This is a genomic window from Pelomonas margarita (assembly GCF_043555875.1).
GTDB lineage: Bacteria > Pseudomonadota > Gammaproteobacteria > Burkholderiales > Burkholderiaceae_C > Pelomonas > Pelomonas margarita.
Map to the genome: position 1 here is coordinate 433,390 of NZ_JBIGHW010000001.1, position 21,609 is coordinate 454,998.

The following is a 21,609-nucleotide window of genomic DNA, read 5'->3' on the forward strand; positions in this document are numbered from 1 at the left end:
AAAAACGGGGCGGCGACAGTGTGCCAAGCAGCCGTTACCGCGTCACAACATCAGGCGGGTACGGGTGCTGCGGCGGCTTCGCATCAGCAAGAGAAATCATTCTGACGAAGGCAAGTGTCAATGCATGCCAGTTCGTCGAAACGATTCTCCTTAGCAGGAGAAGTCGTTTTCCAGAAGCGGCTGCTGCTTGACCACGCGATCCAGCGCGACCAACTGCTCCAGCAGCGTGCGCATGTGCTTCAGCGGCACGGCGTTCGGGCCGTCACTGAAGGCTTCGGCCGGGTTGGGATGGGTCTCCATGAAGAGTCCCGCCACGCCCACGCCCACGCCAGCACGGGCCAGCACCGGCACCATCTCGCGCGCACCGCCGCTGCTGCCGCCCAGGCCGCCAGGCTTCTGCACCGAGTGGGTCACGTCGAACACCACCGGTGCGCCGGAATTGCGCATCTCGGCCAGGCTGGTCATGTCGGCGACGAGGTTGTTGTAGCCGAAGCTGACGCCGCGTTCGCAGGCCAGGAAGCGGTCTTCCGACAGGCCCACCTCCGCCGCGGCGGCGCGTGCCTTGTCGATGACGTTCTTCATGTCCCAGGGCGCAAGGAACTGGCCCTTCTTGATGTTGACCGGCTTGCCGCTCTGCGCCACGGCGCGGATGAAGTCGGTCTGGCGGCACAGGAAGGCGGGCGTCTGCAGCACGTCGACGACTGCGGCGACATCCGCCACCTGGGAGGCGTCATGCACGTCGGTCAGGATGGGCAGGCCGGTCTGGCGGCGCACTTCGTCCAGGATCTTCAGGCCGGCGTCCATGCCGACGCCGCGCTTGGACGTGCCCGACGAGCGGTTGGCCTTGTCGAACGATCCCTTGTAGATCAGCGGAATGCCCAGCGCATCGCAGGCTTCCTTCAGTCGGCCGGCGACGTCCAGCGTGATCTGCAGGCCTTCGATCGAGCAGGTGCCCGCGATCAGGAAGAAGGGGCGGTCGAGGCCGACTTGGTAGCCGCAGAGTTCCATCAGGATGCCTTTTGCTTGTGGTCCAGCGCGGCCTTGATGAAGGCCGCGAACAGCGGGTGGCCGCCCCAGGGCGTGGACTTGAATTCAGGGTGGAACTGCACGCCCACATACCAGGGGTGCACGGTGCGTGGCAGCTCCACCATCTCGGTCAGCTTCTCGCGCTGCGTGATGGCCGAGATGACGAGGCCGGCCTCCTGCAGGCGGTCGAGGTAGTGCTCGTTGGCCTCGTAGCGGTGGCGGTGCCGCTCGGTGACTACCGGACCGTAGATGTCGTGCGCCAGCGTGCCGGCCTTCACATCGGAGCTCTGCGCGCCCAGGCGCATGGTGCCGCCGAGGTCGCTGTTCGCGTCACGCTTCTGGATGCTGCCGTCGGCGTCCTGCCACTCGTCGATCAGCGCGATGACGGGGTGGGGCGTCTCCGGCTCGAATTCGGTGGAGTTGGCGCCTTCCAGGCCTGCCATGTGGCGGGCGTACTCGATGGTGGCGACCTGCATGCCCAGGCAGATGCCCAGGTAGGGCATCTTGTGCTCGCGAGCGTACTGGGCGGCCAGGATCTTGCCTTCCACACCACGCTTGCCGAAGCCGCCGGGCACCAGGATGGCGTCGTACTGGCCCAGGCTGGCGACCGTCTCGGGCGTCAGCGTCTCGCTGTCCACGTACTCGATCTTCACGCCGGCGTGGTTGTGGATGCCGGCGTGGCGCAGCGCCTCGTTGAGCGACTTGTACGAGTCCGACAGGTCCGTGTACTTGCCGCACATCGCGATGGTGACCTGCGTCTTGGGGTTCTCGACCTCGAACACGAGGTTGTCCCAGCGCTTCAGGTCGGCGGCCTTGGTGTTGAGCTGCAGCTTGGTGCAGATCAGCTGGTCCAGGCCCTGCTCGTGCAGCACGCGTGGCACCTTGTAGATGGTGTTCACGTCCCACATCGAGATCACGCCGTACTCGGGCACGTTCGTGAACAGCGAGATCTTCTCGCGCTCGTCGTCGGGAATGCGGCGGTCGGCGCGGCACAGCAGCGCGTCGGGCTGGATGCCGATCTCGCGCAGCTTCTGCACGGTGTGCTGCGTGGGCTTGGTCTTCAACTCGCCGGCGGCGGCGATCCACGGCACATAGGTCAGGTGCACGAAGGCGACGTTGGTCGGGCCCATCTTCAGGCTCATCTGGCGCGCGGCTTCGAGGAAGGGCAGGGACTCGATGTCACCCACCGTGCCGCCGATCTCGACGATGGCCACGTCCACCGCGTCGGGCGTGCCGTGACCTGCGCCGCGCTTGATGAACTCCTGCATCTCGCCGGTGATGTGCGGGATGACCTGCACGGTCTTGCCGAGGTAGTCGCCGCGGCGTTCCTTCTCCAGCACCGACATGTAGATCTGGCCGGTGGTGAAGTTGTTGGCCTTCTTCATGCGCGTCGTGATGAAGCGCTCGTAGTGGCCCAGGTCCAGATCGGTCTCGGCGCCGTCATCGGTGACGAAGACCTCGCCGTGCTGGAACGGCGACATCGTGCCGGGGTCCACGTTGATGTACGGGTCCAGCTTGATCAGGGTGACTTTGAGGCCGCGCGATTCGAGGATGGCAGCCAGAGAAGCCGACGCGATGCCCTTGCCCAAGGAGGACACCACACCGCCGGTGACGAAGACGTATTTGGTCATGTCTTGCAGCAGGCCAGAACAGCCTGCTGTGGTGGGAAATTGCGATTGTACGAGAGGCCGATGCGGCCTCGTCGTCACCGGGCTGGCGAGGCCAGCAGTTCCAGCACCAGCGCGGCCGTGGCCTCCGGCGCCTCGAAGGGGTAGAGGTGGCTGCCTGCCATCCAGCGCCAGCGCTCGCCGGCCAGCGCGCGCTACGCCGCCATGCCGGCCTGGCGCAGCTCCACCGACTCAGTGCCGCCGACGAAGCCCACCGGGCAGTGCGGCGGGCGCAGGCGCAGCAGTTGCGGCAGGTGGTGGGGCAGCGTGCGGTAGATCTGCGCCTCGACCTCGCGGTGAAAGCGCAGCCGCACCTGGCCCTCGGCGTCCTCGAAGCCGGCGGCGACGTAGTCGTCCAGCACGCGCGGGTCCCAGCGTGCGAAGGCTTTCTTGGCGGCAAAGTGGGCGCGCACGGCCTCACGGTTGGGCCAGCTCTGCCGCCTCTCGCGGGCGATGCGGGACGGCAGGTAGCGGTGCATCAGGCCGGTGGTCTTGGCTACGGCCACGCCGGCTGCGCGCAGCCCGGCGATCAGTGGCGAGTCCAGCATCACCAGGCCGCTGACCAGCTCGGGCCGGCGGCACGCGGCCATCAGGCTCAGCATGCCGCCCAGCGAATGGCCCACCAGCGCGATCTGCCCGTCGGGCTTCACGTCGTTGTCGATGAAATGCAGCAGCTGGTCGCGCAGCCGGCGCCAGTCGCCGGTGACGGGGAAGCGCGGGTCGTGGCCGAAGCGGTCCAGCGCCTCGACGCGCCAGCCGGCGGCACGCCAGTGTTCGAACAGCACGCGGTAGCAGCCCGCCGGGAAGCTGTTGGCGTGGCTGAAGACCAGCGTGCTCATCCCTTGGCGAGGGCCTTGAGCTTGTAGAGGGCTTCCAGCGCCTCGCGCGGCGACAGCGTATCCGGGTCGACCAGGTCCAGCGCCTGCCGCAGCTCGCTGGGTTCGGGCAGCGGCGGCGGGGCGGGCGGCGCGGCGAAGAGGTCGAACTGGTCGTCGGCCGCGTTGGAGCGGGCTTCCAGCGCTTCCAGCGTCGCGCGCGCCTGGCGCACCAGGCTGGCGGGCATGCCGGCGAGGCGCGCCACCTGCACGCCGTAGCTGCGGCTGGCCGGGCCGGCCTGCAATTCGTGCAGGAAGACGATGTCCTCGCCGCTCTCGACGGCCGACACGTGCCAGTTCTGCGCCAGCGGATGCTTGGCCGGGAACTCGGTCAGCTCGAAGTAGTGCGTTGCGAACAGCGTGAAGGCGCGCGTTTTGTCGTGCAGATGCGTGGCGATGGCCGACGCCAGCGCGAGGCCGTCGAAGGTGGACGTGCCGCGGCCGATCTCGTCCATCAGCACCAGCGACTGGTCGGTCGCCGAATGCAGGATGGCCGCGCCCTCGGTCATCTCCAGCATGAAAGTGGACTGCGCGTTGGCCAGGTCGTCCGCCGCGCCGATGCGGGTGTGGATCGCGTCCATCGGGCCCAGCCGGCAGGCCGTGGCCGGCACGTAGGAACCGACGGCGGCCAGCAGCGCGATGAGCGCCACCTGGCGCATGAAGGTGCTCTTGCCACCCATGTTGGGCCCGGTGATGACGAGCAGCCGCGTGCGTGCGTCCAGCCGGCAGTCGTTGGGCATGAACTCGGCCCCGCCGGTCTCGGCCAGGCGGGCCTGCACGACCGGGTGGCGGCCGGCCGTGATCTCCAGGCAGGGCTGCGCCACGAATTCGGGCCTGCACCAGTTCAGCGTCACGGCGCGCTCGGCCAGCGCGGCCAGCGCGTCCAGCCCGGCCAGCGTGCGGCCCAGCGCGGTCAGCGGTTCGAGGCGGGTCATGAGAGCGTCGATCACCTGCTCGTACAGCAGCTTCTCGCGCGCCAGCGCCCGCTCGTTGGCGGACAGCGCCTTGTCCTCGAAGGTCTTCAGTTCCGGCGTGATGTAGCGCTCGGCGTTTTTCAGCGTCTGGCGGCGCTGGTAGTCCATCGGCACCTTGTCGACCTGGCCCTGCGTCACCTCAATGTAGAAGCCGTGCACACGGTTGTACTGAACGCGCAGGTTGGCGATGCCCGTGCGGGCACGCTCGCGTGTTTCCAAGTCGAGCAGGAAGGCGTCGCAGTTGTTCTGGATGCCGCGCAGCTCGTCCAGGTCTGCGTCGAAACCGTCGGCGATGACACCGCCGTCGCGCGTGAGCAGCGCGGGCTCCAGCGCGATGGCGCGTTCCAGCAGCTCGAGGATGTCTGCCGGCGGGTTCAGCGCGGCCGCATTTGCGTCGCGCAGCGCGGCCGGCGTCACGCCGCGCAGTTGTGGCAGTACCTGCAGCGTGGCGCGCAGGCCGGTCAGTTCGCGCGGGCGCACCTGGCGAAGCGCGATGCGGGCCGAGATGCGCTCCACATCGCTGACAGACTTCAGCGCGTCGCGCAGCGGCTCGTAGCCCTCGGCCTGCAGCGCCGCGATGGCGTCGTGCCGCGCGTTGGCCTCGCCGCGGTCGCGTTTGGGGTGCAGCAGCCACTGGCGCAGCATGCGGCTGCCCATGCCGCTCTTGCAGGTGTCCAGCAGCGAGAAGAGGGTGGGGCTGGACTCGCCGCGCAGCGTCTGCACCAGCTCCAGGTTGCGCTGCGTCGCGGGCGGCAGGTCCAGCAGCTCGCCGCTGCGCTGCACGCGCAGCGAGCGCACATGGGCCAGCGCACGGCCCTGCGTGTGCTCGGCAAACGCGAGCAGCGCGCTGCCGGCCGCGTGGGCCAGCGTCAGCTCATGCGCGTTAAAGCCCTGCAGGCTGGCCACGCCCAGCTGCTCGCACAGCTTGCGCTGGCCCAGGGCAGCGTCGAACTGCCAGCTGGGGCGGTTGGTGACCGGGAAGCGCGCCTTCATCACGCCTGCGGGCTGGGCCTCGCGGTTCACCAGCACCTCGGCCGGCGACAGCCGCGCCAGCCAGGCCGGCAGCTCCACGTCGCTGCACTCGGCCAGCACGATCTCGCCCTGGGTGAGTGACAGCCACGCCAGGCCGTGGCGACGGCCGTGGCCGGAGACCGACAGCAGCACGGCGTCCTGCTTGTCGGCCAGCAGTTCGGTATCGGTGATGGTGCCCGGCGTGACGACGCGCACCACCTTGCGCTCCACCGGCCCCTTGCCCGCGCCGACCTCGCCCACCTGCTCGGCAATCGCCACGGCCTCGCCCAGCTTGATGAGCTTGGCGAGGTAGCTCTCCAGCGCATGCACCGGCACGCCGGCCATGACGACGGGCTGGCCGGCGCTCTGGCCGCGCGTGGTGATCGTGATGTCCAGCAGCGCATGGCACTTGCGGGCATCGTCGTAGAAGACCTCGTAAAAATCGCCCATCCGGTACAGCAGCAGCGTGTCCGGGAAGTCCGCCTTTAGACCCAGATACTGGGCCATCATCGGCGTGTGCGGGGCGAGGTCGGGGACGGTGTCGGCTTTCATGGGGCCGCGCATTATCTGGCGCTCCAAAAGCACAAGGCCCGCATGGCGGGCCTTGTTACTGCGCTTCATGTCAGCGCCCTGCATGGCGCTGTCCTTCGCAAGGCGTCGAACAGGCCGCAGGGCCTGTTCTCGGTCCGTGCTCAGTCCTCAGACTTGAACACCAGCTTGACTTCGTGCGTCTGGGCAGCGCCCGTGCCTTCGAACTTCCACTGGCTCAGGGCTTCGATGGCGGCGCGGTCGAACACGCGCTTGGGTTCGGCTTCGACAACTTCCACGTTGGACACCTTGCCGTCGCCGGCGATGCTCATCTTGGCGCGCACGCTGCCAGCGCTGATGTTCTTCTTGACGGCTTCGCTCGGGTACTCGGGCGGCACCTTCTTCAGGACCTTGACGTCGGCGTGGGCCAGCGTGGCGGCAGCGACGAGGGCGAGGGCGAGAGCGGAGCGAAGGAACATCGTGGACTTTCTTGGGTTGAAGTTGCTGTGTGCGGCGTCGTGCACCGCGCTGGCTCGCATTCTGGCCAGCCTGCCCCCCTCGGGTAAGGGGGCGAGCCGTGCACATGTCACGAGCGTTAGTGCGGCTTTGCCGCCCGCGGTGATCCACGTCAACTTATTCACGTCCGAAAACGGCGAAGCCCTCGCGGGGAGGGCTTCGTGTCGGGGCCGGCGAGCGGCTCGGCCGGAGGTCAGACCGGCGCGTCGTCGCCCTGGGGCGTGGCCGGGGTGTCCTTCTTGAGGCGCACGGGGCCGCGCTTCTTGGCGGCCGGCGCCGGCGCTCGGCTGGTGGCTGCCGCGTCGGTGGCGGCGGCTGCCGGGGCGGCGAGGTCTTCCTCCTTGATCACGCGGGTGTACGGCGCCAGCGTCTGCACGAGCGGCGCGTAGATGCGCGGCGTGCCGGCGACGACTTCGCGCTGGTGCAGGAAGTCGGCTTCACCGGTGAAGTTGCCCACCAGGCCTCCAGCCTCGGTGACGATCAGCGAGCCAGCCGCGACGTCCCAGGGCTGCAGGCCAGTCTCGAAGAAAGCGTCGTAGTAGCCGGCCGCGACGTAGCAGAGGTCCAGCGCGGCGGCGCCCGGGCGGCGCAGGCCGGCGCATTGCTGCATGACTTCCTCGAACATCTTCACATAGCGCTTGAAGTTGTCGCCGCGGCGGAACGGGAAGCCGGTGCCGATCAGCGCGTCGCTCATGCGGGTGCGGCGCGACACGCGCAGGCGCTTGTCGTTGAGGAAGGCGCCGCGGCCCTTGGTGGCGTAGAAGAGGTCGTTGCGGGTCGGGTCGTAGACAACGGCCTGCTCGACCTTGCCCCGGAACGCCAGCGCGATGGACACGCAGTACACGGGGAAGCCGTGGATGAAGTTGGTGGTGCCGTCCAGCGGATCGATGATCCAGACGTACTCGGAATGCTTGGCGCCGTGGGTGCGGCCGGACTCTTCGGCCAGGATGCCGTGGTCGGGGTAGGCGCCCAGCAGCGTCTCGATGATCACCCCTTCACAGGCGTGGTCGACCTCGGTGACGAAGTCGTTGGGGCTCTTGGTGTTGATGCGCAGAGCCTCCAGATCCAGCGAGGCGCGATTCATGATGGCGCCGGCCGCGCGCGCCGCCTTGATGGCGACATTGAGCATGGGATGGAGGGACGTCTGCTGCATGCGGGGCACTCGCTGGGTAGAAGGGGCTGACAGGGGGAAAGAGCGTCGGGGAGGCCTGGGCAGCCCCGGATAATCGCCGGATTCTAGCCGCAGACTCCGTACAAACCCGTGGAATCCACACGCTTCGTCCTCATCAACACCAGCCATGCCGGCAACGTCGGCGCGACAGCGCGGGCGATGAAGGTGATGGGCTTCTCGGACCTGGTGCTGGTGGCACCGCGCTTTCCGGACGTGGCCTGTCACGAGGAAGCCGTGGCCATGGCCAGCGGCGCGGCGGACATCCTGGCTCGCGCCCGCGTCGTGCCGACGCTGGCCGACGCGCTGGACGGCGTGGACTACGCCTGCGCCACCGCGATGACGCCGCGCGACTTCGGCCCGCCGACCTATGAGCCGCGCCAGCTCTTCGCCGAGCTGGCCGCGCGCGAGGCGCAGCCGCGGCTGGCGCTGGTGTTCGGCTCCGAGCGCTACGGCATGGCCAACGAGGACGTCTATCGCTGCCACGCGGTGCTGAGCATCCCGACGCACCCCGACTACGGTTCGCTGAACCTGTCCCAGGCGGTGCAGCTGCTGGCCTACGACCTGCGCCAGGCCGTCGGGGGCTTTGCGGTGGCAGCCCGCACGCCTGACCCCGAGCGCGCCGACGCCCGCGCCGTGCAAGGTCTGCTCGATCACCTGCAGACGGCGCTGGTCGACATCGGCTATCTCGACCCCGCCGCACCGAAGAAGCTGATGCCGCGCCTGAATCAGCTCTTCAACCGTGCCTGCCTGACGAACGAGGAAGTCCACCTTCTTCGCGGCATCGCGCGCGAGATGATCAAGACCGCAGGCCGGACAGGCCATTGACCGCCGCCTAGACTGGCCCGCCTTCTCCTTCCGGCAGCACACCATGTTCCAGCGCCTGCGCGAAGACATCGCCCTCATACTGCAACGCGACCCGGCCGCCCGGTCGACCTGGGAGGTGCTGACCTGCTACCCGGGCCTGCATGCGCTGATGTTCCACCGCGGCGCCAACTGGCTGTGGTGCCATGGCTTCAAGTGGCTGGCGCGCTGGGTGTCGCACTGGGGCCGCTTTCTGACGGGTATCGAGATCCACCCTGGCGCCAAGATCGGCCGCAAGGTCTTCATCGACCACGGCATGGGCATCGTCATCGGCGAGATGGCCGAGGTCGGCGAGGGCTGCACCATCTATCAGGGTGTCACGCTGGGCGGCACGTCGCTCGTGAAGGGCGCCAAGCGCCACCCGACCTTGGGCCCGGGCGTCATCGTCGGTGCCAATGCCTGCGTGCTGGGCGGCTTCACGGTCGGGGCCGGTGCGCGCATCGGCTCGGGTGCCGTCGTCACCAAGCCGGTGCCGGCCGGTGCCACAGCCGTGGGCAACCCGGCTCGCATCATCGAGGCCGCCAGCGACCAGGCCCGCGAGGAAGCCGCCGCCCGCATGGGCTTCTCGGCCTATGGCGTGGCCCACGGCGACGACCCGGTGGCGCAGGCCATGCGCGGCCTCATCGACAGCGCGTCCGGCCATGAGCACCAGATCGCGCTGCTGTGGGGCGCCGTGTGCAAGCTGTCGGCGGAGCTGGGCAAACCAGTCAGCGATTGCGTGCCCTGCGATGCGCAGCGCGACGAGGCCTTCGACGCGGCCGAGATGAACCGGCTGGTCAAGTAGCGGCAAGCCCTCCGTCGCGCCTGTCAGCCACGGCCCGGTCTGCAGCAGAATCGCGGCTCCGGGCGCTGGCGGCACCTGTTTGGGAGGCATGACCTTCCAGCATTTCGGCCAGGACCAGGGCCTGCCCAACGCGATGGCCTCGGCGATGGCCGAGGACGGCCAGGGCTTTCCGTGGATAGGCAGCACGGGCGGCCTGTCGCGCTGGGATGGCTGCCGCTTCAAGGGCTACCTGGCCGATGCGCAGCGCGCCGGGGCTTTGCCCGACAACTACATCCAGGCACTGCATGGCGACGCGCGCGGGTGGTGGCGGACGGCGTGTTCCTGCTGGTGGACGTGGACGGCTTCAAGCGCATCGATGACCGCTACGGCCACGCCGCCGGGGACGCGGTGCTGGTGCAGATCGGGGCGCGGCTGCGCGATGTGCTGTGGGCGCGTGGTGGGCGGCCTGGGCAGCAACCGACCGCTGGACGAGGTGGCTGCGGCGCTGGCGTCGTCGCCCGATGAAGCCCGGCTGAGCTAGCGCTGCGCGCTTTTGGGCCTGAAGGCCTTGCAGACCTCGTCGCGCGTGGCGAGGTAAGGCCCGCCGATCAGGTCGATGCAGTAGGGCACGGCCGCGAAGATGCCACTGGCCTGCGCATGGCCGGCCAGCGTCTCGGCGATGGCCTTGGGCTGGCCCGGCAGGTTGATGATGAGGGCCTGCTTGCGGATGACGGCCACCTGGCGCGACAGGATGGCCGTCGGTACGAAGTGCAGCGAGATCTGGCGCATCTGCTCGCCGAAGCCCGGCATCTCGCGGTCGGCCACGGCCAGCGTGGCCTCGGGCGTCACGTCGCGCGGCGCGGGGCCAGTGCCGCCGGTGGTCAGCACCAGATGGCAGCCCTCGGTGTCGACCAGCTCCACCAGCGTCGCCGAGATGCCAGCCTGTTCGTCGGGGATCAGGCGCGGCACGAACTCGATGGGGTTCAGCAGCGCGCTCGTCAGCCAGTCCTTTAGTGCTGGCAGGCCCTTGTCCTCGTAGACGCCCGTTGATGCGCGGTCGCTGATCGAGACGATGCCGATGCGGACCGGTTCACTCATCGGCGTCGTCGGCGGGCTCCGATGCTTCGGGAGCTTCGGACGCCTTGATGAACTGGAACAGCTCGCGGAACGCGCGGCCGCTGCGCTTTTCGGGCTCGTTGGCCGCGTCCTTGCGGGCTGCGCGTACGAGGTTGCGCAGCTGCTGGATGTCGACGTCGGCGTGCTCGTTCAGGAACTCCTGCAGCGCGTCGTCGCTGGCCAGCAGGCGCTCGCGCCAGCGCTCGGACTGGTGCAGCTTGAGGCTGTCCTGCGCATGGCCCAGCTTGAAAGCGGCCACGGCCTCGCGCACGGGCTCGGGGTCGATCTTGCGCATCAGCTTGCCGATGTACTGCATCTGGCGGCGGCGGCCTTCGAAGTTGGTGATCTTCTTGCAGGCCTTCAGCGCGTCGTACAGGATCTCCGGCAGCGCCAGCGGCTCCCAGCGGCTCTCGGGCAGGGCCAGCAGGTCTTCGCCCAGCTTCTGAAGCGCGGTCATGTCGCGCTTCATCTGGGACTTGCTGGGGCGGTCGAAGCCATCGTCGGCTTCGAAGTCGGGGGTGTCTTCTTGCATGGGGGGCCGTGTTCAGGCGAGGCCTAGGATTGTCGCCCACCCCGAAATGGCTGCCCTCATGTCGATACCCCTGCGTCTTCTGCTCGCCTGCACCGCGTTCGTGAGTGCTGCCCAGGCGGCGCCGCCGGGGCGTGTCTGCGCGCAGCAGGCCGGCGCTGACGAACGGCGGGCGGCGGTCGAGCAGGGCGTGATGCCCAGCGTCGTGTTCGAGGGCGAGACGCAGGCGCAATCGCTGCCCGAGCGCATGGCCACGCAGCGGGTGCCGGGCCTGGCCGTGGCGGTGCTGCGTGGCGGCGTGCTGGACTGGTCGGCCGTCTACGGCCGGCGCGCGGCGGACCGGCCGGCGGTGGGCTGCACCACGCGCTTCCAGGCCGGCTCGCTGGCCAAGCCCGTCACCCTGCTGGCGGCGCTGCGCCTGGCGGATGCCGGCCGGCTGGACTGGGACCGCGATGTCGCCACGCAGCTGCGCAGCGTGCAGCTGCCGCCGGGCCGGCAGAGCGCCGAGCATACGGTGACGCTGCGCCAGCTGTTCGCTCACACGGCGGGCATCACGCCGGGGGGCTATCCGGGCTATGCGCAGGGCGGCCCGGTGCCGTCGCTGGCCGACATCGTCGCCGGCACGGGTGGCAGCAACACGCCCCGGGCCGAGGTGCTGGACGTGCCGGGAGCGAACCTGCGCTACTCCGGCGGCGGCTACTCGCTGGCGCAGATCGCGCTGCAGGACACGCAGGGCCTGGCCTTCGAGCCGCTGATGCGACGCTGGCTGTTCGAGCCGATCCGGTTGCGCACGGCCAGTTTCGCCTTGCAGGCCGCAGGCGCCGATGTGGCCGAGGGCCATGCCGAGGACGGCACGCGGGTGCCGGGCGGCTGGCTGCACCTGCCGGAGAGCGCCGCGGCGGGGCTGTGGTCCGACGCGGGTGACCTGGGCACGCTGCTCGCCGAGGTCTGGCGCGGCTATCACGGCCGCAGCGCCGTGTTCCGCCAGGCCAGCCTGCGTGCGCTGTTCGACGCGCCGCCCGTGCACGGCCATGCCTACGGCTTTCGCCTGGTGGGCGAGGGTCGCGCGCAAGTGCTCGTCCACTACGGCGGCACGCGCGGCTACAACGCCGGCCTGGTGCTGAACCTGCAGACCGGCGACGGCGCGGTCTACCTCGCCAACGGCGAGGGCGGCCGCGGCCTGGGCCATGAGCTGCTGGTGGCGGTGTCGCGCACCTATGGCTGGGGGCAGTTCCACGACACGCGGGTGCGCCGTGCTCACTTGACCGCGGACGAGGTCCAGGGCTTGGCCGGGCGATACGCGTTCGGGGCGTCGGGGCCACGCGTGCTCGTGGAGCAGGCGCAGGCGGCGCTGACGCTGGTCTTCCCCAACGGCGACCGCTATGGGCTGACGCCCATCGACGCGCCCGAGCCGCTGCAGTTCATCCACGCCGGCAGCGGCGTGCGCGCCGGCTTCCAGCGCGGCGCGGACGGCGCCGTCACGTTGCAGCTCTACGGCCAGCAGGGCTTGCGCGAGGCCGATGCCAGGCCTTGACGGGGCGCGCCCTATGATTGCCGCCCACCCCGATTCAGCGCCTTTCATGTCCCAAGCCCAAGACGGTTTCGCTTACAGCCCCGAGCAGTTCCAGCAGTGGATAGCAGACGCCCTGTCAGAGGCGAAGAAGCTGGGCGCCAGCGATGCCGGCGCCGAGGTGTCCGAAGGCTGCGGGCTGTCGGTGTCGGCGCGGCTGGGCAAGCTGGAGAACGTGGAGCGCAACCGCGACAAGTCGCTGGGCATCTCGGTCTATCTGGGCCAGCGCCGCGGCAATGCCAGCACGTCCGACTTCTCGCCGCAGGCCATTCGCGACACGGTACGCGCGGCGTACGACATCGCCCGCTTCACGGCTGAAGATGAGTTTGCCGGCCTGCCCGATGCAGCCGACCTGGCGCTGGACGCCGCCGCGCGGCCCGAGCTGGATCTGTTCCACCCCTGGGCCGTCGATGCGGCCCAGGCTGCCGAGATCGCGCTGCGCTGTGAGGCCGCCGCGCTGGGCGTGGACAAGCGCATCACCAACAGCGAGGGCGCGGCCGTGTCGGCCCAGCAGTCGCACTTCTGGATGGGCAACACGCGCGGTTTCCAGGGCGGTTATGCCAGCTCGCGCCATTCGCTGTCGGTCGCGCCCATCGCGGGCCGTGGGAACGACATGCAGCGCGATGCCTGGTACAGCTCCATGCGCGACGCAGCCGAGCTGGCCTCGCCCGAGGCCGTGGGCCGCTACGCCGCCGAGCGCGCGCTGTCACGCCTGAAGGCCCGCAAGGTGGCGACGGCCGAGGTGCCGGTGCTGTTCGAGAGCACCGTCGCCATCGGCCTGCTGGGCGGGCTGGTGCAGGCCACCAGCGGCGGCGCGTTGTACCGGCGCACCAGCTTCCTGCTGGACAGCCTTGGCCAGCCGGTCACGGCGTCGCACATCGACATCGCCGAGGACCCGCATGTGCAGAAGGGCAAGGGCAGCTCGCCGTTCGACGACGAGGGCGTCGTCACGCGTGACCGCTCGGTGGTGCGGGGCGGTGTGCTGCAGGGCTACTTCCTGTCCAGCTACTCGGCCCGCAAGCTGGGCATGAAGACCACCGGCCATGCCGGCGGCTCGCACAACCTGCGCATGACCAGCCGCGCCACGGCGCCTGGCGACGACCTGCCGACCATGATCCGCCGGCTGGGCCGCGGCCTGCTCGTCACCGAGCTGATGGGGCAGGGCGTGAACTACGTGACCGGCGACTACTCGCGCGGCGCCAGCGGCTACTGGGTGGAGAACGGCGAGATCGCCTACCCGGTCCACGAGGTGACCATCGCTGGCAACCTGAAAGACATGCTGCACAACATCGTCGGCATCGGCGCGGACGAGTACACGATGGGCACCAAGACGGTGGGCTCCCTCCTTGTCACGGGGATGAAGCTGGCGGGGAACTGACTGCGGCGTCCTGGGTAAATCCTGGCCGGTTGGCGCGGCTTGGCGTTCCTAGAATCGCCCGGCTTTTTCTACGCAAACCAGAAACAGGAGACCACCATGGAACGCCGTTCCTTCGTTCGCCATGCCGGCCTGGCCGGCGTGCTGGCTGCCGGCGTTGCGCCGGCCGTCGTGCAGGCGCAAGCCCAGGTGCGCTGGCGCCTGGCTTCGAGCTTCCCGAAGTCGCTGGACACCATCTTCGGCGCGGCCGACGTGTTCGCGAAGAAGGTGTCGGAAATGACGGGCGGGAAGTTCCAGATCTCGGTGCATGCCGGCGGCGAACTGGTGCCCGCGCTACAGGTGGTGGACGCGGTGCAGAACGCCACCGTCGAGATCGCGCACACGGCGCCGTACTACTTCTTCGGCAAGGACGAGACCTTCGCTATCGGCTGCGCCATCCCCTTCGGCCTGAACAGCCGCCAGATGTCGGCCTGGATGTTCGAGGGCAACGGTCTGAAGCTGATGCGCGAGTTCTACCGGAACTACAACATCGTCAACTTCCCCGGCGGCAACACCGGCGCGCAAATGGGCGGCTGGTACCGCAAGCAGATCAAGAGCGTTGCCGACATGAAGGGCCTGAAGATCCGCATCGGCGGCTTCGCCGGCCGCGTGGTGGAGCGCATGGGCGCGGTGCCGCAGCAAATTGCCGGCGGCGAGATCTACTCGGCGCTGGAGAAGGGCACCATCGACGCCGCCGAGTGGGTGGGACCGTACGACGACTTGAAGCTGGGCTTCAACAAGGTGGCGCCCAACTACTACTACCCCGGCTGGTGGGAGGGTGGCCCGCAGCTGGACTTCTTCATCAACAGCAAGGCATTCGACGCGCTGTCGGCCGAGTACAAGGCCGTCGTCGAGGCAGCCTCGGCGCTGGCCCATGTGGAGATGCAGGCCAAGTACGACGCCAAGAACCCGGCCGCGCTGAAGCAGCTGGTGGGCTCGGGCACCAAGCTGTTCCGCTTCCCCAAGGATGTGCTGAACGCGGCGTTCAAGGAGTCCATGGCCATCTACAGCGAGCTGTCGGCCAAGAACCCGAACTGGAAGAAGGTCTACGAGGACTACGCCACCTTCCGCCGTGACCAGAACCTGTGGTTCCGCTTCGCCGAGGCGGGCTTCGACGAGTTCGTGCAGCAGCAAAAGCTCTGACGAATGCAGGGCGGCGCGAGGCCGCCCGCACCAAGCAAAAGGGGAACGCCGGTGCGTTCCCCTTTTCGTTTGGGCTGGCAGAGGTCAGCGCGTGATCTCAAGCACCAGCGGCGCGCGTGCCGGCACCGTGAGCGTCTGGCCCAGCGTGAAGGCTTGGCCCGTCATCACGTCGCGGGCACGCTGGCCCGGGGCGATGCGCTCGGCGAAGCGGCCCAGGGCCAGCTCGGCCGGGCGGCCGTTCTTGTTCAGCACCACCATGACAGCACGGCCCGCATCGAAGCGGAAGAACGTGTAGACGCCGTCCAGCGGCGCGAACTGCATCAGCGCGCCGTCGTGGATGAGGCGCTCGCCCTTGCGCCAGTTGAACAGGCGCCGCGTCCAGTCCTGCATGTCGCGCTGCGCGGCCGTGAGGCCGGCGCCGGTGAAGGCGTTGACGGTGTCGCCACGCCAGCCGCCGGGCATGTCGGCGCGCACGCGGCCGTCGTCGCGCTCCAGCGGGCTCTGCATGAGGATCTCAGTACCGTAGAAGAGCTGCGGGATGCGCCGCGTGGTAGCCATGTAGGCCAGCGCGATGCGGGCCAGGCCGGCGTCGTCCTTCAGCAGCGAGAACAGCCGCGGCGTGTCGTGGTTGCCGTCGAACAGCACGAGGTTGGCCGGGTCCGGGTAGACGAAGTCATGCGCAAGGCCCTCGTAGAGCTTGGTCAGGCCGGTGTGCGGGCCGTCGGCCTCGGTCAGTGCCGCCAGCAGGTTGGTCTGCATCGGGAAGTCCATCAGGCTGGGCGTGTAGGACACATAGCCGTCGTGGTTCTTCTTGCCGCGCTGCCAGTACGACACGACGGCTGGGTGCGGGCTCCATTCCTCGCCGACGATGTTCAGGCGCGGGTACTCCTGCATCACGCGGGCCGACCAGCGAGTCAGGAAGTCGCGATCCGAGTAGGAGTAGGTGTCGGTGCGGATGCCGGACAGACCGTAGCGCTCGATCCACCACAGCGTCATCTGCGTCAGGTAGGTCGCCAGCTCGGGGCGGCGCTGGTTCAGGTCGGGCATGCCGGGCACGAACCAGCCGTCGGTGAAGCGCTTGCGGTCGGCGGCCGACGCGTACGGGTCCTGCAGCGTCATGCGCGCATGGTGCGTCTCGGTGAACCTGATGCCCCCGGGGGTGACCTGTACGGTCACCCCACCCCCCGCGGGGGGCGACGAGGCTTGGGGGCGGCCCGGCGCCTCGTCGAGCGGCCACGCATTGACCCAGTCCGGCGCCGGCAGGTCGGCCATCCACCAGTGGCCGGAGCCGATGTGGTTGAGCACCACATCCTGGATGACGCCCACGCCCCGGGCGCGGGCTTCGGTGACGTAGGCGCCGAAGTCGTCGTTCGTGCCGAAGCGCGGGTCGATCTTGTAGAAGTCGGTCGCCGCGTAGCCGTGGTAGCTGTAGTCGGCGCTGTTGTTCTCCAGCAGCGGCGTGGGCCAGACCTGCGTGAAGCCCAGGCCGGCGACGTAGCCCAGGTGCTGGCGCATGCCGGCGAGGTCACCGCCATGGCGGCCGCCCGGGTTGGCGCGGTCCAGGCCCTCGCGCATGCCGGCCTGTCCCAGCTGGCCACCCTGGGCAAAGCGGTCGGGCACGACCAGGTAGATCGCGTCCTTGGGGCCGAAGCCCACGCGCTCCGCCGAGCCCGGCGCGCGCGCCAGCAGCGGGTAGCGCAACGTGCGGCCGCCTACGGTCAGCGTCAGCTCGCCGGCGGCGGCGGTGGGTGCGATGTCCAGGTCGATGAACAGGTAGTTGTGGCTGGTGGCGCGGTGGCTGCCGGTGAGCGTCACGCCGGGGTAGGGCGCCAGCGTGGGGCGGGCGTCGGCCACGCCGGGCGCGTGCAGCATCAGCTGCAGCCTGCTATCACGCATGCCCACCCACCAGTTGGGCGGCTCGATGCGTTGGGACGGGGTGGCCGGGGCGGCGGTGGCAGACAGGCTCAGGCTCATCAGCAGGGTGGTGGCAAGGGTGGTGATCAGGGACTTCATCGCGGCTCCAGTCGGTAGACCCTCAGGGACAGCGGCGGCAGCGTCGTGCCGCTGGCGTTGGTGGGGTGCAGCAGGCGGGCGCCGGCCGGCACGGTCAGCGGCGCCGGTGTGTCGCCGTAGTTGATAGCCACCAGCACGCGCTCGCGGCCGTGCACGCGCTCGAAGCGCCACACCAGGCCGTCCACGCGGTCCGCCGCGTAGTGGCCCAGTGTCAGTGCCGGCGAGGCGCGGCGCAAGGCGATGAGCTGGCGGTAGAAGTTGAACAGCGAGCCGGCCTCGCGCTGCTGGTTCTCGGCGTTATGCCGGCTGCGGTTCAGCGCCAGCGGACGGTAGGGCTGGTCACCGGTCGTGAAACCGCCGGGGCCGCGGTTGCTGGGCGTCCAGCTCATGGGCGCGCGCAGCGGGGCGTCGTCATCGGCGTTCTTGCCGGCTATGCCGGACTGGCCGACCTCTTCGCCGTAGTAAACGAAGGGCGTGCCCGGCAGCAGCAGGTAGCTGGCGGCGGCCAGCCGGTAACGGGCCTCGTCGCCGTAAAGCTGATCCCACACGCGGCGGCCGGTGAAGATGTCGTGGTTGTGCAGGAAGGTCGCCATCATCGGCGCCATCGTGCGGTAGTAGTCGGCCATCTTCTGCACGGCGGCCGGCTCGCCCTTGGCGGCCTTGACGATCTCGTAGTTTTGGTTGAACGCGAAGGCGCCGCCGCACAGCTCGGGCTTGCCGTAGGCGATGGGCTCGGCCGTGGCCTCGCACACCACATAACGTCCGGGGTAGCTCTTGATGAGGTCCTGGAAGCGCTTGGTCAGCGCGCGGCTTTCGGGCTGGTCGTTCCAGTCCTTGGCGTTGTTCTCGATGAAGTGCGGCACGGCGTCCAGCCGGTAGCCGTCCAGCCCGCGGTTGAGCCAGAAGCGCAGCGAATCCTCGTGGTACTTCACCACGTCGGGGTTGCGCATGTTGAAGTCGGGCATGTGCGGGCCGAAGGTGCCGAAGTAAATGTCCGGCGAGCCGGTCTTCGGCGGCGGCAGGTCCTTCAGCAGGCCGGAGAAAGTCCAGGGCTGGGTGGCCGCGTCGTACCACGGCAGCTTGCCCCAGATGTCCCAGCCCGGGCCGGGGTCCGGGTTCCAGACAAACCAGCTGCGCCAGGGGCTGGCGCGGTCCTTGAGCGCTGCCTGGAAGGGCGGGAACTGGTGCGAGGCATGGTTGATGACGTAGTCCATCACGATGCCGATGCCGCGCTTGTGCGCCTCGCGTACCAGCTCGTCGAAGTCCGCCAGCGTGCCGTACTGCGGCTCGATGGCGCGGTAGTCGGTGGTGGCGTAGCCGTGGTCGCGGTCGGCGCTGGCGGTGATGGGCATCAGCCACAGGCCGCTCACGCCCAGCTTTTGCAGGTAGTCCAGCCGGCGCGTCAGGCCCTTCAGGTCGCCGATGCCGTCGCCGTTGCTGTCCTGGTAGGCGCGCACAAAGATCTCCATGAACACGCCGTGCTGCCAGTGCGGCGACAGCGTGCTGGCCCGGGGCTGGGGTGGCACGGGGCTGGTGTCGATCTGGGCAGTCGCGGCCGCAGCGGCTGCCGTCAGCGTCAGGCAAGTCAATAGCTTGGTGGCGTTCATGTATTCAAACTACTTTGTCTCCGTGCCGGAAGCATAGGGCTGTGGCGTTGTTTTGTGCCAGTGACCTAACTGATTGTGTAGTTTTGCTACTATTTCGAGAGACAAGAGGAGACACGCATGACTTCACGCCTCGCGCCCCTGGCGCTGCTGGTGCTCGCGGTGCAGGCCCAGGTGGCCCGCGCCGGTGATCTGCAGGACTGCCAGGCCGAACCGGCGCCGCCTAGCGTCGCGGCGCCCGCGCTGGCCCAGGCGTACTGGCTGGACGCCCGCACCGTGCAGTGGCCGGGGTTGACGCTGGCCGCCGGCGAGCGCTTGCGGCTGCACCATGCCCGGGCGGGCGGGCTGCAGGCGGCGCCGGGCGCGCCGGTCAGCGGCGGTGATGTCGCGGTGGCAGTGCTGCCCGCCGGGGCGGCGCTGAGCCCGGCCCAGGCCGCGCGCTGGCGTTTCATCGGCGACGGGCCGCGCTTCACGGTGGAGGCGGACGTGGCCACACTGCTGCGCGGCCAACTGCTGCTAGTGCATGAGGCGGCGGACGGTCGCGTCATCGCCGCTACCGGTCTGCAGACGCCCGGCGCCCTGGACGACCTGTACGCTGCCGCCGAGGCCGTGCCCGACCTCGGCGCCCACCCGGGCCGCACGCACACGCGCTTCGCCGTCTGGGCGCCCACGGCGCAGCGCGTGCTGCTGTGCCGCCATGCCGGCCCCGACGCGCCCGCGACCGCCGCCGAGCCCCTGCAGCGCGACCCGGCGACCGGCGTCTGGCGCGCCACGCTGCCGGGCAACCTCGGCGGCCAGGCCTACCGCTACCTCGTGGACGTGATCACGCCCACACACGGCCTGCAGCGCAACCTCGTCACCGACCCCTACTCGGTGGCGCTGAGCGCCGACTCACGCCTGAGTCTTGTCGCCGACCTGGGGTCCCCCGCGCTCAAGCCGCCCGGCTGGGACCGCTCGAGTGCACCCGCCCGGGTCAAGGCCGCGACCGACCAGCTCATCTACGAGCTGCACGTGCGGGACTTCTCCCTCAGCGACGCCAGCGTGCGCCCGGCCTGGCGCGGCAAATACCTCGCCTTCACCGAGCCCGCGTCCCACGGCATGCGCCACCTGAAGGCGTTGGCCCAGGCGGGCCTGACCGACGTGCACCTGCTGCCGGTGTTCGACCTCGCCAGCGTGCCCGAGCGCGGCTGCAGGACGCCCACCGTGCCGCCCGCGCCGGCCGACAGCGAGGCCCAGCAGGCGGCCGTGATGGCCGTTGCCGCCGACGACTGCTTCAACTGGGGCTATGACCCCTGGCACTTCAATGCGCCCGAGGGCAGCTATGCGACCGACCCGCTGCAGCGCGTGATGGAGTTCCGCCGCATGGTGATGGCGTTGCACCGCGCTGGCCTGCGCGTGGGCATGGACATGGTCTACAACCACATGGCCGCCGCCGGCCAGCATCCGAAGTCGGTGCTGGACCGCGTGGTGCCGGGCTACTACCACCGCCTCAACGCGCGCGGCGAGATGGAGCGCTCCACCTGCTGCGACAACACGGCCACCGAGCACCGCATGATGGCCAAGCTGATGATCGACTCGGCGGCGCTGTGGGTGCGCGAGTACAAGATCGACTCCATGCGCTTTGACCTGATGGGCCACCAGCCGCGCGAGGCCATGGAGCGCCTGCAGCAGCGCGTGGACGCCGAGGCCGGCCGGCCGGTGCAGCTGCTCGGGGAGGGCTGGAACTTCGGCGAGGTGGCCAACGGCGCGCGCTTCGTGCAGGCCTCGCAGCTGTCGCTCAACGGCAGCGGCATCGCGTCGTTCAGCGACCGGGCGCGCGATGCCGCGCGCGGCGGCGGTGCGGGCGAGGGCGGCGACGCCAGCGTGCGCAACCAGGGCTGGCTCAACGGCCTGGTCTACGCGCCCAACGCGCTGGGCGGCGAGCGCCCGCGCGAGGATCTGCTGCAGGCGGCCGATCTGATTCGCGTCGGCCTGGCCGGCTCGCTGCGCGACTTCACGCTGACCACCTGGCGTGGCGACACCCGCCGCCTGTCGCAGCTCGACTACGCGGGCCAGCCGGCCGGCTTCGTCAGCCAGCCCGGCGAGGTCGTCAACTACGTGGAGAACCACGACAACCAGACGCTATTCGATGTCAACACACTGAAGCTGCCGCGCAGCACCTCGCGCGAGGACCGTGCCCGCGTGCAGATGCTGGGCGCGGCGCTGGTGGCCTTCAGCCAGGGCGTGGCCTATTTCCATGCCGGTCAGGACATCCTGCGCAGCAAGAGTTTGGACCGCAACAGCTACGACAGCGGCGACTGGTTCAACCGCCTGGACTGGACCTACCAGACCAACCACTTCGGCACCGGCCTGCCCCCGAAGCAGGACAACTTCGGCCAGGACGGCCGCGACTGGGCGCTGGCGCGCGAGCGGCTGGCTGATGCTGGCATCGCGCCCACGCCGGCCGAGATCGCGTGGTCCCGCGACGTGTTCCGCGACCTGCTGAAGATCCGCGCTCGCACGCCGCTGCTGCGCCTGTCCAGAACGGCCGAGGTGCAGCGGCGCCTGAGCTTCCCCGGCAGCGGCCCGGGCCAGAACCCGGTGCTTATCGCCACGCGGCTGGACGGCAGCGGCATGGCCGGCTTCCAGGCGGTCATGACGCTCATCAACGTGGCGCCCACGGCCCAGGTGCTTGCTCTGCCCGCCGAGGCCAGCCGGCGCTGGGTGCTGCACCCGGTGCAGCGCCAGGGCGCCGACGCCCGCGTGCGCCGCGAAGCCCGCTTCGCGGACGGCCGCTTCGAGGTGCCGGCCCGCAGCGCGGCGGTGTTTGTGCTGGAGTAGGGCCACTG

At 69.5% G+C, this 21,609-nt stretch carries 17 protein-coding genes; 7 read left to right on the top strand and 10 right to left on the bottom strand.

All coding sequences use genetic code 11. The annotated features are described in order from the left end of the window. Positions 1 to 150: 150 nt before the first annotated feature. The 6 genes from kdsA to ACG0Z3_RS02025 form a co-directional block, all read right to left on the bottom strand. Positions 151 to 1,008, bottom strand: coding sequence for a 3-deoxy-8-phosphooctulonate synthase (kdsA, locus tag ACG0Z3_RS02000; protein ID WP_394394813.1), 858 nt, complete (start codon positions 1,006 to 1,008; stop codon positions 151 to 153). Then, complete coding sequence (locus ACG0Z3_RS02005) at positions 1,008 to 2,657, bottom strand: CTP synthase (RefSeq protein WP_394394815.1); 1,650 nt, start codon at positions 2,655 to 2,657, stop codon at positions 1,008 to 1,010. Before ACG0Z3_RS02005 ends, kdsA begins: the two co-directional genes overlap by 1 nt. A 191-nt stretch (positions 2,658 to 2,848) precedes the next feature. Next, positions 2,849 to 3,532 (bottom strand): alpha/beta hydrolase, encoded by a 684-nt coding sequence (locus ACG0Z3_RS02010; RefSeq protein ID WP_394394817.1) that lies wholly within the window; start codon positions 3,530 to 3,532, stop codon positions 2,849 to 2,851. Continuing rightward, positions 3,529 to 6,105, bottom strand: a complete 2,577-nt coding sequence (mutS, locus tag ACG0Z3_RS02015; RefSeq protein WP_394394819.1) for a DNA mismatch repair protein MutS — start codon at positions 6,103 to 6,105, stop codon at positions 3,529 to 3,531. Before mutS ends, ACG0Z3_RS02010 begins: the two co-directional genes overlap by 4 nt. A 140-nt stretch (positions 6,106 to 6,245) precedes the next feature. Then, positions 6,246 to 6,560 (bottom strand): energy transducer TonB, encoded by a 315-nt coding sequence (locus tag ACG0Z3_RS02020; RefSeq protein WP_394394821.1) that lies wholly within the window; start codon positions 6,558 to 6,560, stop codon positions 6,246 to 6,248. 230 nt (positions 6,561 to 6,790) lie between these two features. Further along, positions 6,791 to 7,750, bottom strand: coding sequence for an inositol monophosphatase family protein (locus ACG0Z3_RS02025; RefSeq protein ID WP_394394823.1), 960 nt, complete (start codon positions 7,748 to 7,750; stop codon positions 6,791 to 6,793). Positions 7,751 to 7,858: 108 nt separating this feature from the next. On the opposite strand from ACG0Z3_RS02025, the gene ACG0Z3_RS02030 reads away from it, so the two are divergent. The 3 genes from ACG0Z3_RS02030 (at position 7,859) to ACG0Z3_RS02040 (ending at position 9,917) form a co-directional block, all read left to right on the top strand. Further along, on the top strand, positions 7,859 to 8,593 hold the full coding sequence (locus ACG0Z3_RS02030) for an RNA methyltransferase (protein ID WP_394394824.1): 735 nt from the start codon (positions 7,859 to 7,861) through the stop codon (positions 8,591 to 8,593). A 43-nt stretch (positions 8,594 to 8,636) separates the two neighbouring features. Beyond that, the gene (gene cysE, locus ACG0Z3_RS02035; protein ID WP_394394825.1) at positions 8,637 to 9,413 is read left to right on the top strand and encodes a serine O-acetyltransferase; all 777 of its coding nucleotides are present in this window, start codon (positions 8,637 to 8,639) and stop codon (positions 9,411 to 9,413) included. Positions 9,414 to 9,716: 303 nt separating this feature from the next. Further along, entirely contained in the window at positions 9,717 to 9,917 is a 201-nt protein-coding gene (locus tag ACG0Z3_RS02040; RefSeq protein WP_394394826.1) for a diguanylate cyclase domain-containing protein, read from the top strand. A 12-nt stretch (positions 9,918 to 9,929) separates the two neighbouring features. On the opposite strand, the gene mog is transcribed toward ACG0Z3_RS02040, so the two are convergent. After that, complete coding sequence (mog, locus tag ACG0Z3_RS02045) at positions 9,930 to 10,490, bottom strand: molybdopterin adenylyltransferase (RefSeq protein ID WP_394394828.1); 561 nt, start codon at positions 10,488 to 10,490, stop codon at positions 9,930 to 9,932. Next, on the bottom strand, positions 10,483 to 11,040 hold the full coding sequence (gene yjgA, locus ACG0Z3_RS02050; protein WP_394394829.1) for a ribosome biogenesis factor YjgA: 558 nt from the start codon (positions 11,038 to 11,040) through the stop codon (positions 10,483 to 10,485). The genes mog and yjgA overlap by 8 nt, the downstream gene beginning before the upstream one ends. A 58-nt stretch (positions 11,041 to 11,098) precedes the next feature. Here yjgA and ACG0Z3_RS02055 point away from each other — a divergent pair, with 58 nt between their 5' ends. The 3 genes from ACG0Z3_RS02055 (at position 11,099) to ACG0Z3_RS02065 (ending at position 15,164) form a co-directional block, all read left to right on the top strand. After that, positions 11,099 to 12,571: a serine hydrolase domain-containing protein gene (locus ACG0Z3_RS02055; RefSeq protein ID WP_394394830.1), complete on the top strand. Its 1,473-nt coding sequence runs from the start codon at positions 11,099 to 11,101 to the stop codon at positions 12,569 to 12,571. Between the two features lie 46 nt (positions 12,572 to 12,617). After that, a complete protein-coding gene (gene pmbA, locus ACG0Z3_RS02060) occupies positions 12,618 to 13,985 on the top strand; it encodes a metalloprotease PmbA (protein WP_394394831.1) in 1,368 nt (455 codons plus the stop codon). A gap of 96 nt (positions 13,986 to 14,081) precedes the next feature. Next, the gene (locus tag ACG0Z3_RS02065) at positions 14,082 to 15,164 is read left to right on the top strand and encodes a TRAP transporter substrate-binding protein (RefSeq protein ID WP_394394832.1); all 1,083 of its coding nucleotides are present in this window, start codon (positions 14,082 to 14,084) and stop codon (positions 15,162 to 15,164) included. 84 nt (positions 15,165 to 15,248) lie between these two features. Here ACG0Z3_RS02065 and ACG0Z3_RS02070 read toward each other — a convergent pair whose 3' ends face one another. Next, positions 15,249 to 17,177, bottom strand: a complete 1,929-nt coding sequence (locus tag ACG0Z3_RS02070; protein ID WP_394394833.1) for a glycoside hydrolase family 13 protein — start codon at positions 17,175 to 17,177, stop codon at positions 15,249 to 15,251. Continuing rightward, positions 17,174 to 18,784 (bottom strand): alpha-amylase family glycosyl hydrolase, encoded by a 1,611-nt coding sequence (locus ACG0Z3_RS02075; protein WP_394394835.1) that lies wholly within the window; start codon positions 18,782 to 18,784, stop codon positions 17,174 to 17,176. The genes ACG0Z3_RS02070 and ACG0Z3_RS02075 overlap by 4 nt, the downstream gene beginning before the upstream one ends. Positions 18,785 to 18,901: 117 nt before the next feature. On the opposite strand from ACG0Z3_RS02075, the gene ACG0Z3_RS02080 reads away from it, so the two are divergent. Further along, positions 18,902 to 21,601 (top strand): alpha-1,6-glucosidase domain-containing protein, encoded by a 2,700-nt coding sequence (locus tag ACG0Z3_RS02080; RefSeq protein WP_394394837.1) that lies wholly within the window; start codon positions 18,902 to 18,904, stop codon positions 21,599 to 21,601. The last annotated feature ends 8 nt before the right edge of the window (positions 21,602 to 21,609 follow it).

Bases quoted from the DNA above. Each gene is read 5' to 3' on its own strand.
- pmbA (WP_394394831.1), top strand. From the start codon at position 12,618: ATGTCCCAAGCCCAAGACGGTTTCGCTTACAGCCCCGAGCAGTTCCAG.
- ACG0Z3_RS02075 (WP_394394835.1), bottom strand. From the start codon at position 18,784: ATGAACGCCACCAAGCTATTGACTTGCCTGACGCTGACGGCAGCCGCT.
- mutS (WP_394394819.1), bottom strand. From the start codon at position 6,105: ATGAAAGCCGACACCGTCCCCGACCTCGCCCCGCACACGCCGATGATG.
- kdsA (WP_394394813.1), bottom strand. From the start codon at position 1,008: ATGGAACTCTGCGGCTACCAAGTCGGCCTCGACCGCCCCTTCTTCCTG.
- ACG0Z3_RS02055 (WP_394394830.1), top strand. From the start codon at position 11,099: ATGTCGATACCCCTGCGTCTTCTGCTCGCCTGCACCGCGTTCGTGAGT.
- yjgA (WP_394394829.1), bottom strand. From the start codon at position 11,040: ATGCAAGAAGACACCCCCGACTTCGAAGCCGACGATGGCTTCGACCGC.
- ACG0Z3_RS02070 (WP_394394833.1), bottom strand. From the start codon at position 17,177: ATGAAGTCCCTGATCACCACCCTTGCCACCACCCTGCTGATGAGCCTG.
- cysE (WP_394394825.1), top strand. From the start codon at position 8,637: ATGTTCCAGCGCCTGCGCGAAGACATCGCCCTCATACTGCAACGCGAC.
- ACG0Z3_RS02080 (WP_394394837.1), top strand. From the start codon at position 18,902: ATGACTTCACGCCTCGCGCCCCTGGCGCTGCTGGTGCTCGCGGTGCAG.
- ACG0Z3_RS02025 (WP_394394823.1), bottom strand. From the start codon at position 7,750: ATGCAGCAGACGTCCCTCCATCCCATGCTCAATGTCGCCATCAAGGCG.
- ACG0Z3_RS02065 (WP_394394832.1), top strand. From the start codon at position 14,082: ATGGAACGCCGTTCCTTCGTTCGCCATGCCGGCCTGGCCGGCGTGCTG.
- ACG0Z3_RS02010 (WP_394394817.1), bottom strand. From the start codon at position 3,532: ATGAGCACGCTGGTCTTCAGCCACGCCAACAGCTTCCCGGCGGGCTGC.
- ACG0Z3_RS02005 (WP_394394815.1), bottom strand. From the start codon at position 2,657: ATGACCAAATACGTCTTCGTCACCGGCGGTGTGGTGTCCTCCTTGGGC.
- ACG0Z3_RS02020 (WP_394394821.1), bottom strand. From the start codon at position 6,560: ATGTTCCTTCGCTCCGCTCTCGCCCTCGCCCTCGTCGCTGCCGCCACG.
- mog (WP_394394828.1), bottom strand. From the start codon at position 10,490: ATGAGTGAACCGGTCCGCATCGGCATCGTCTCGATCAGCGACCGCGCA.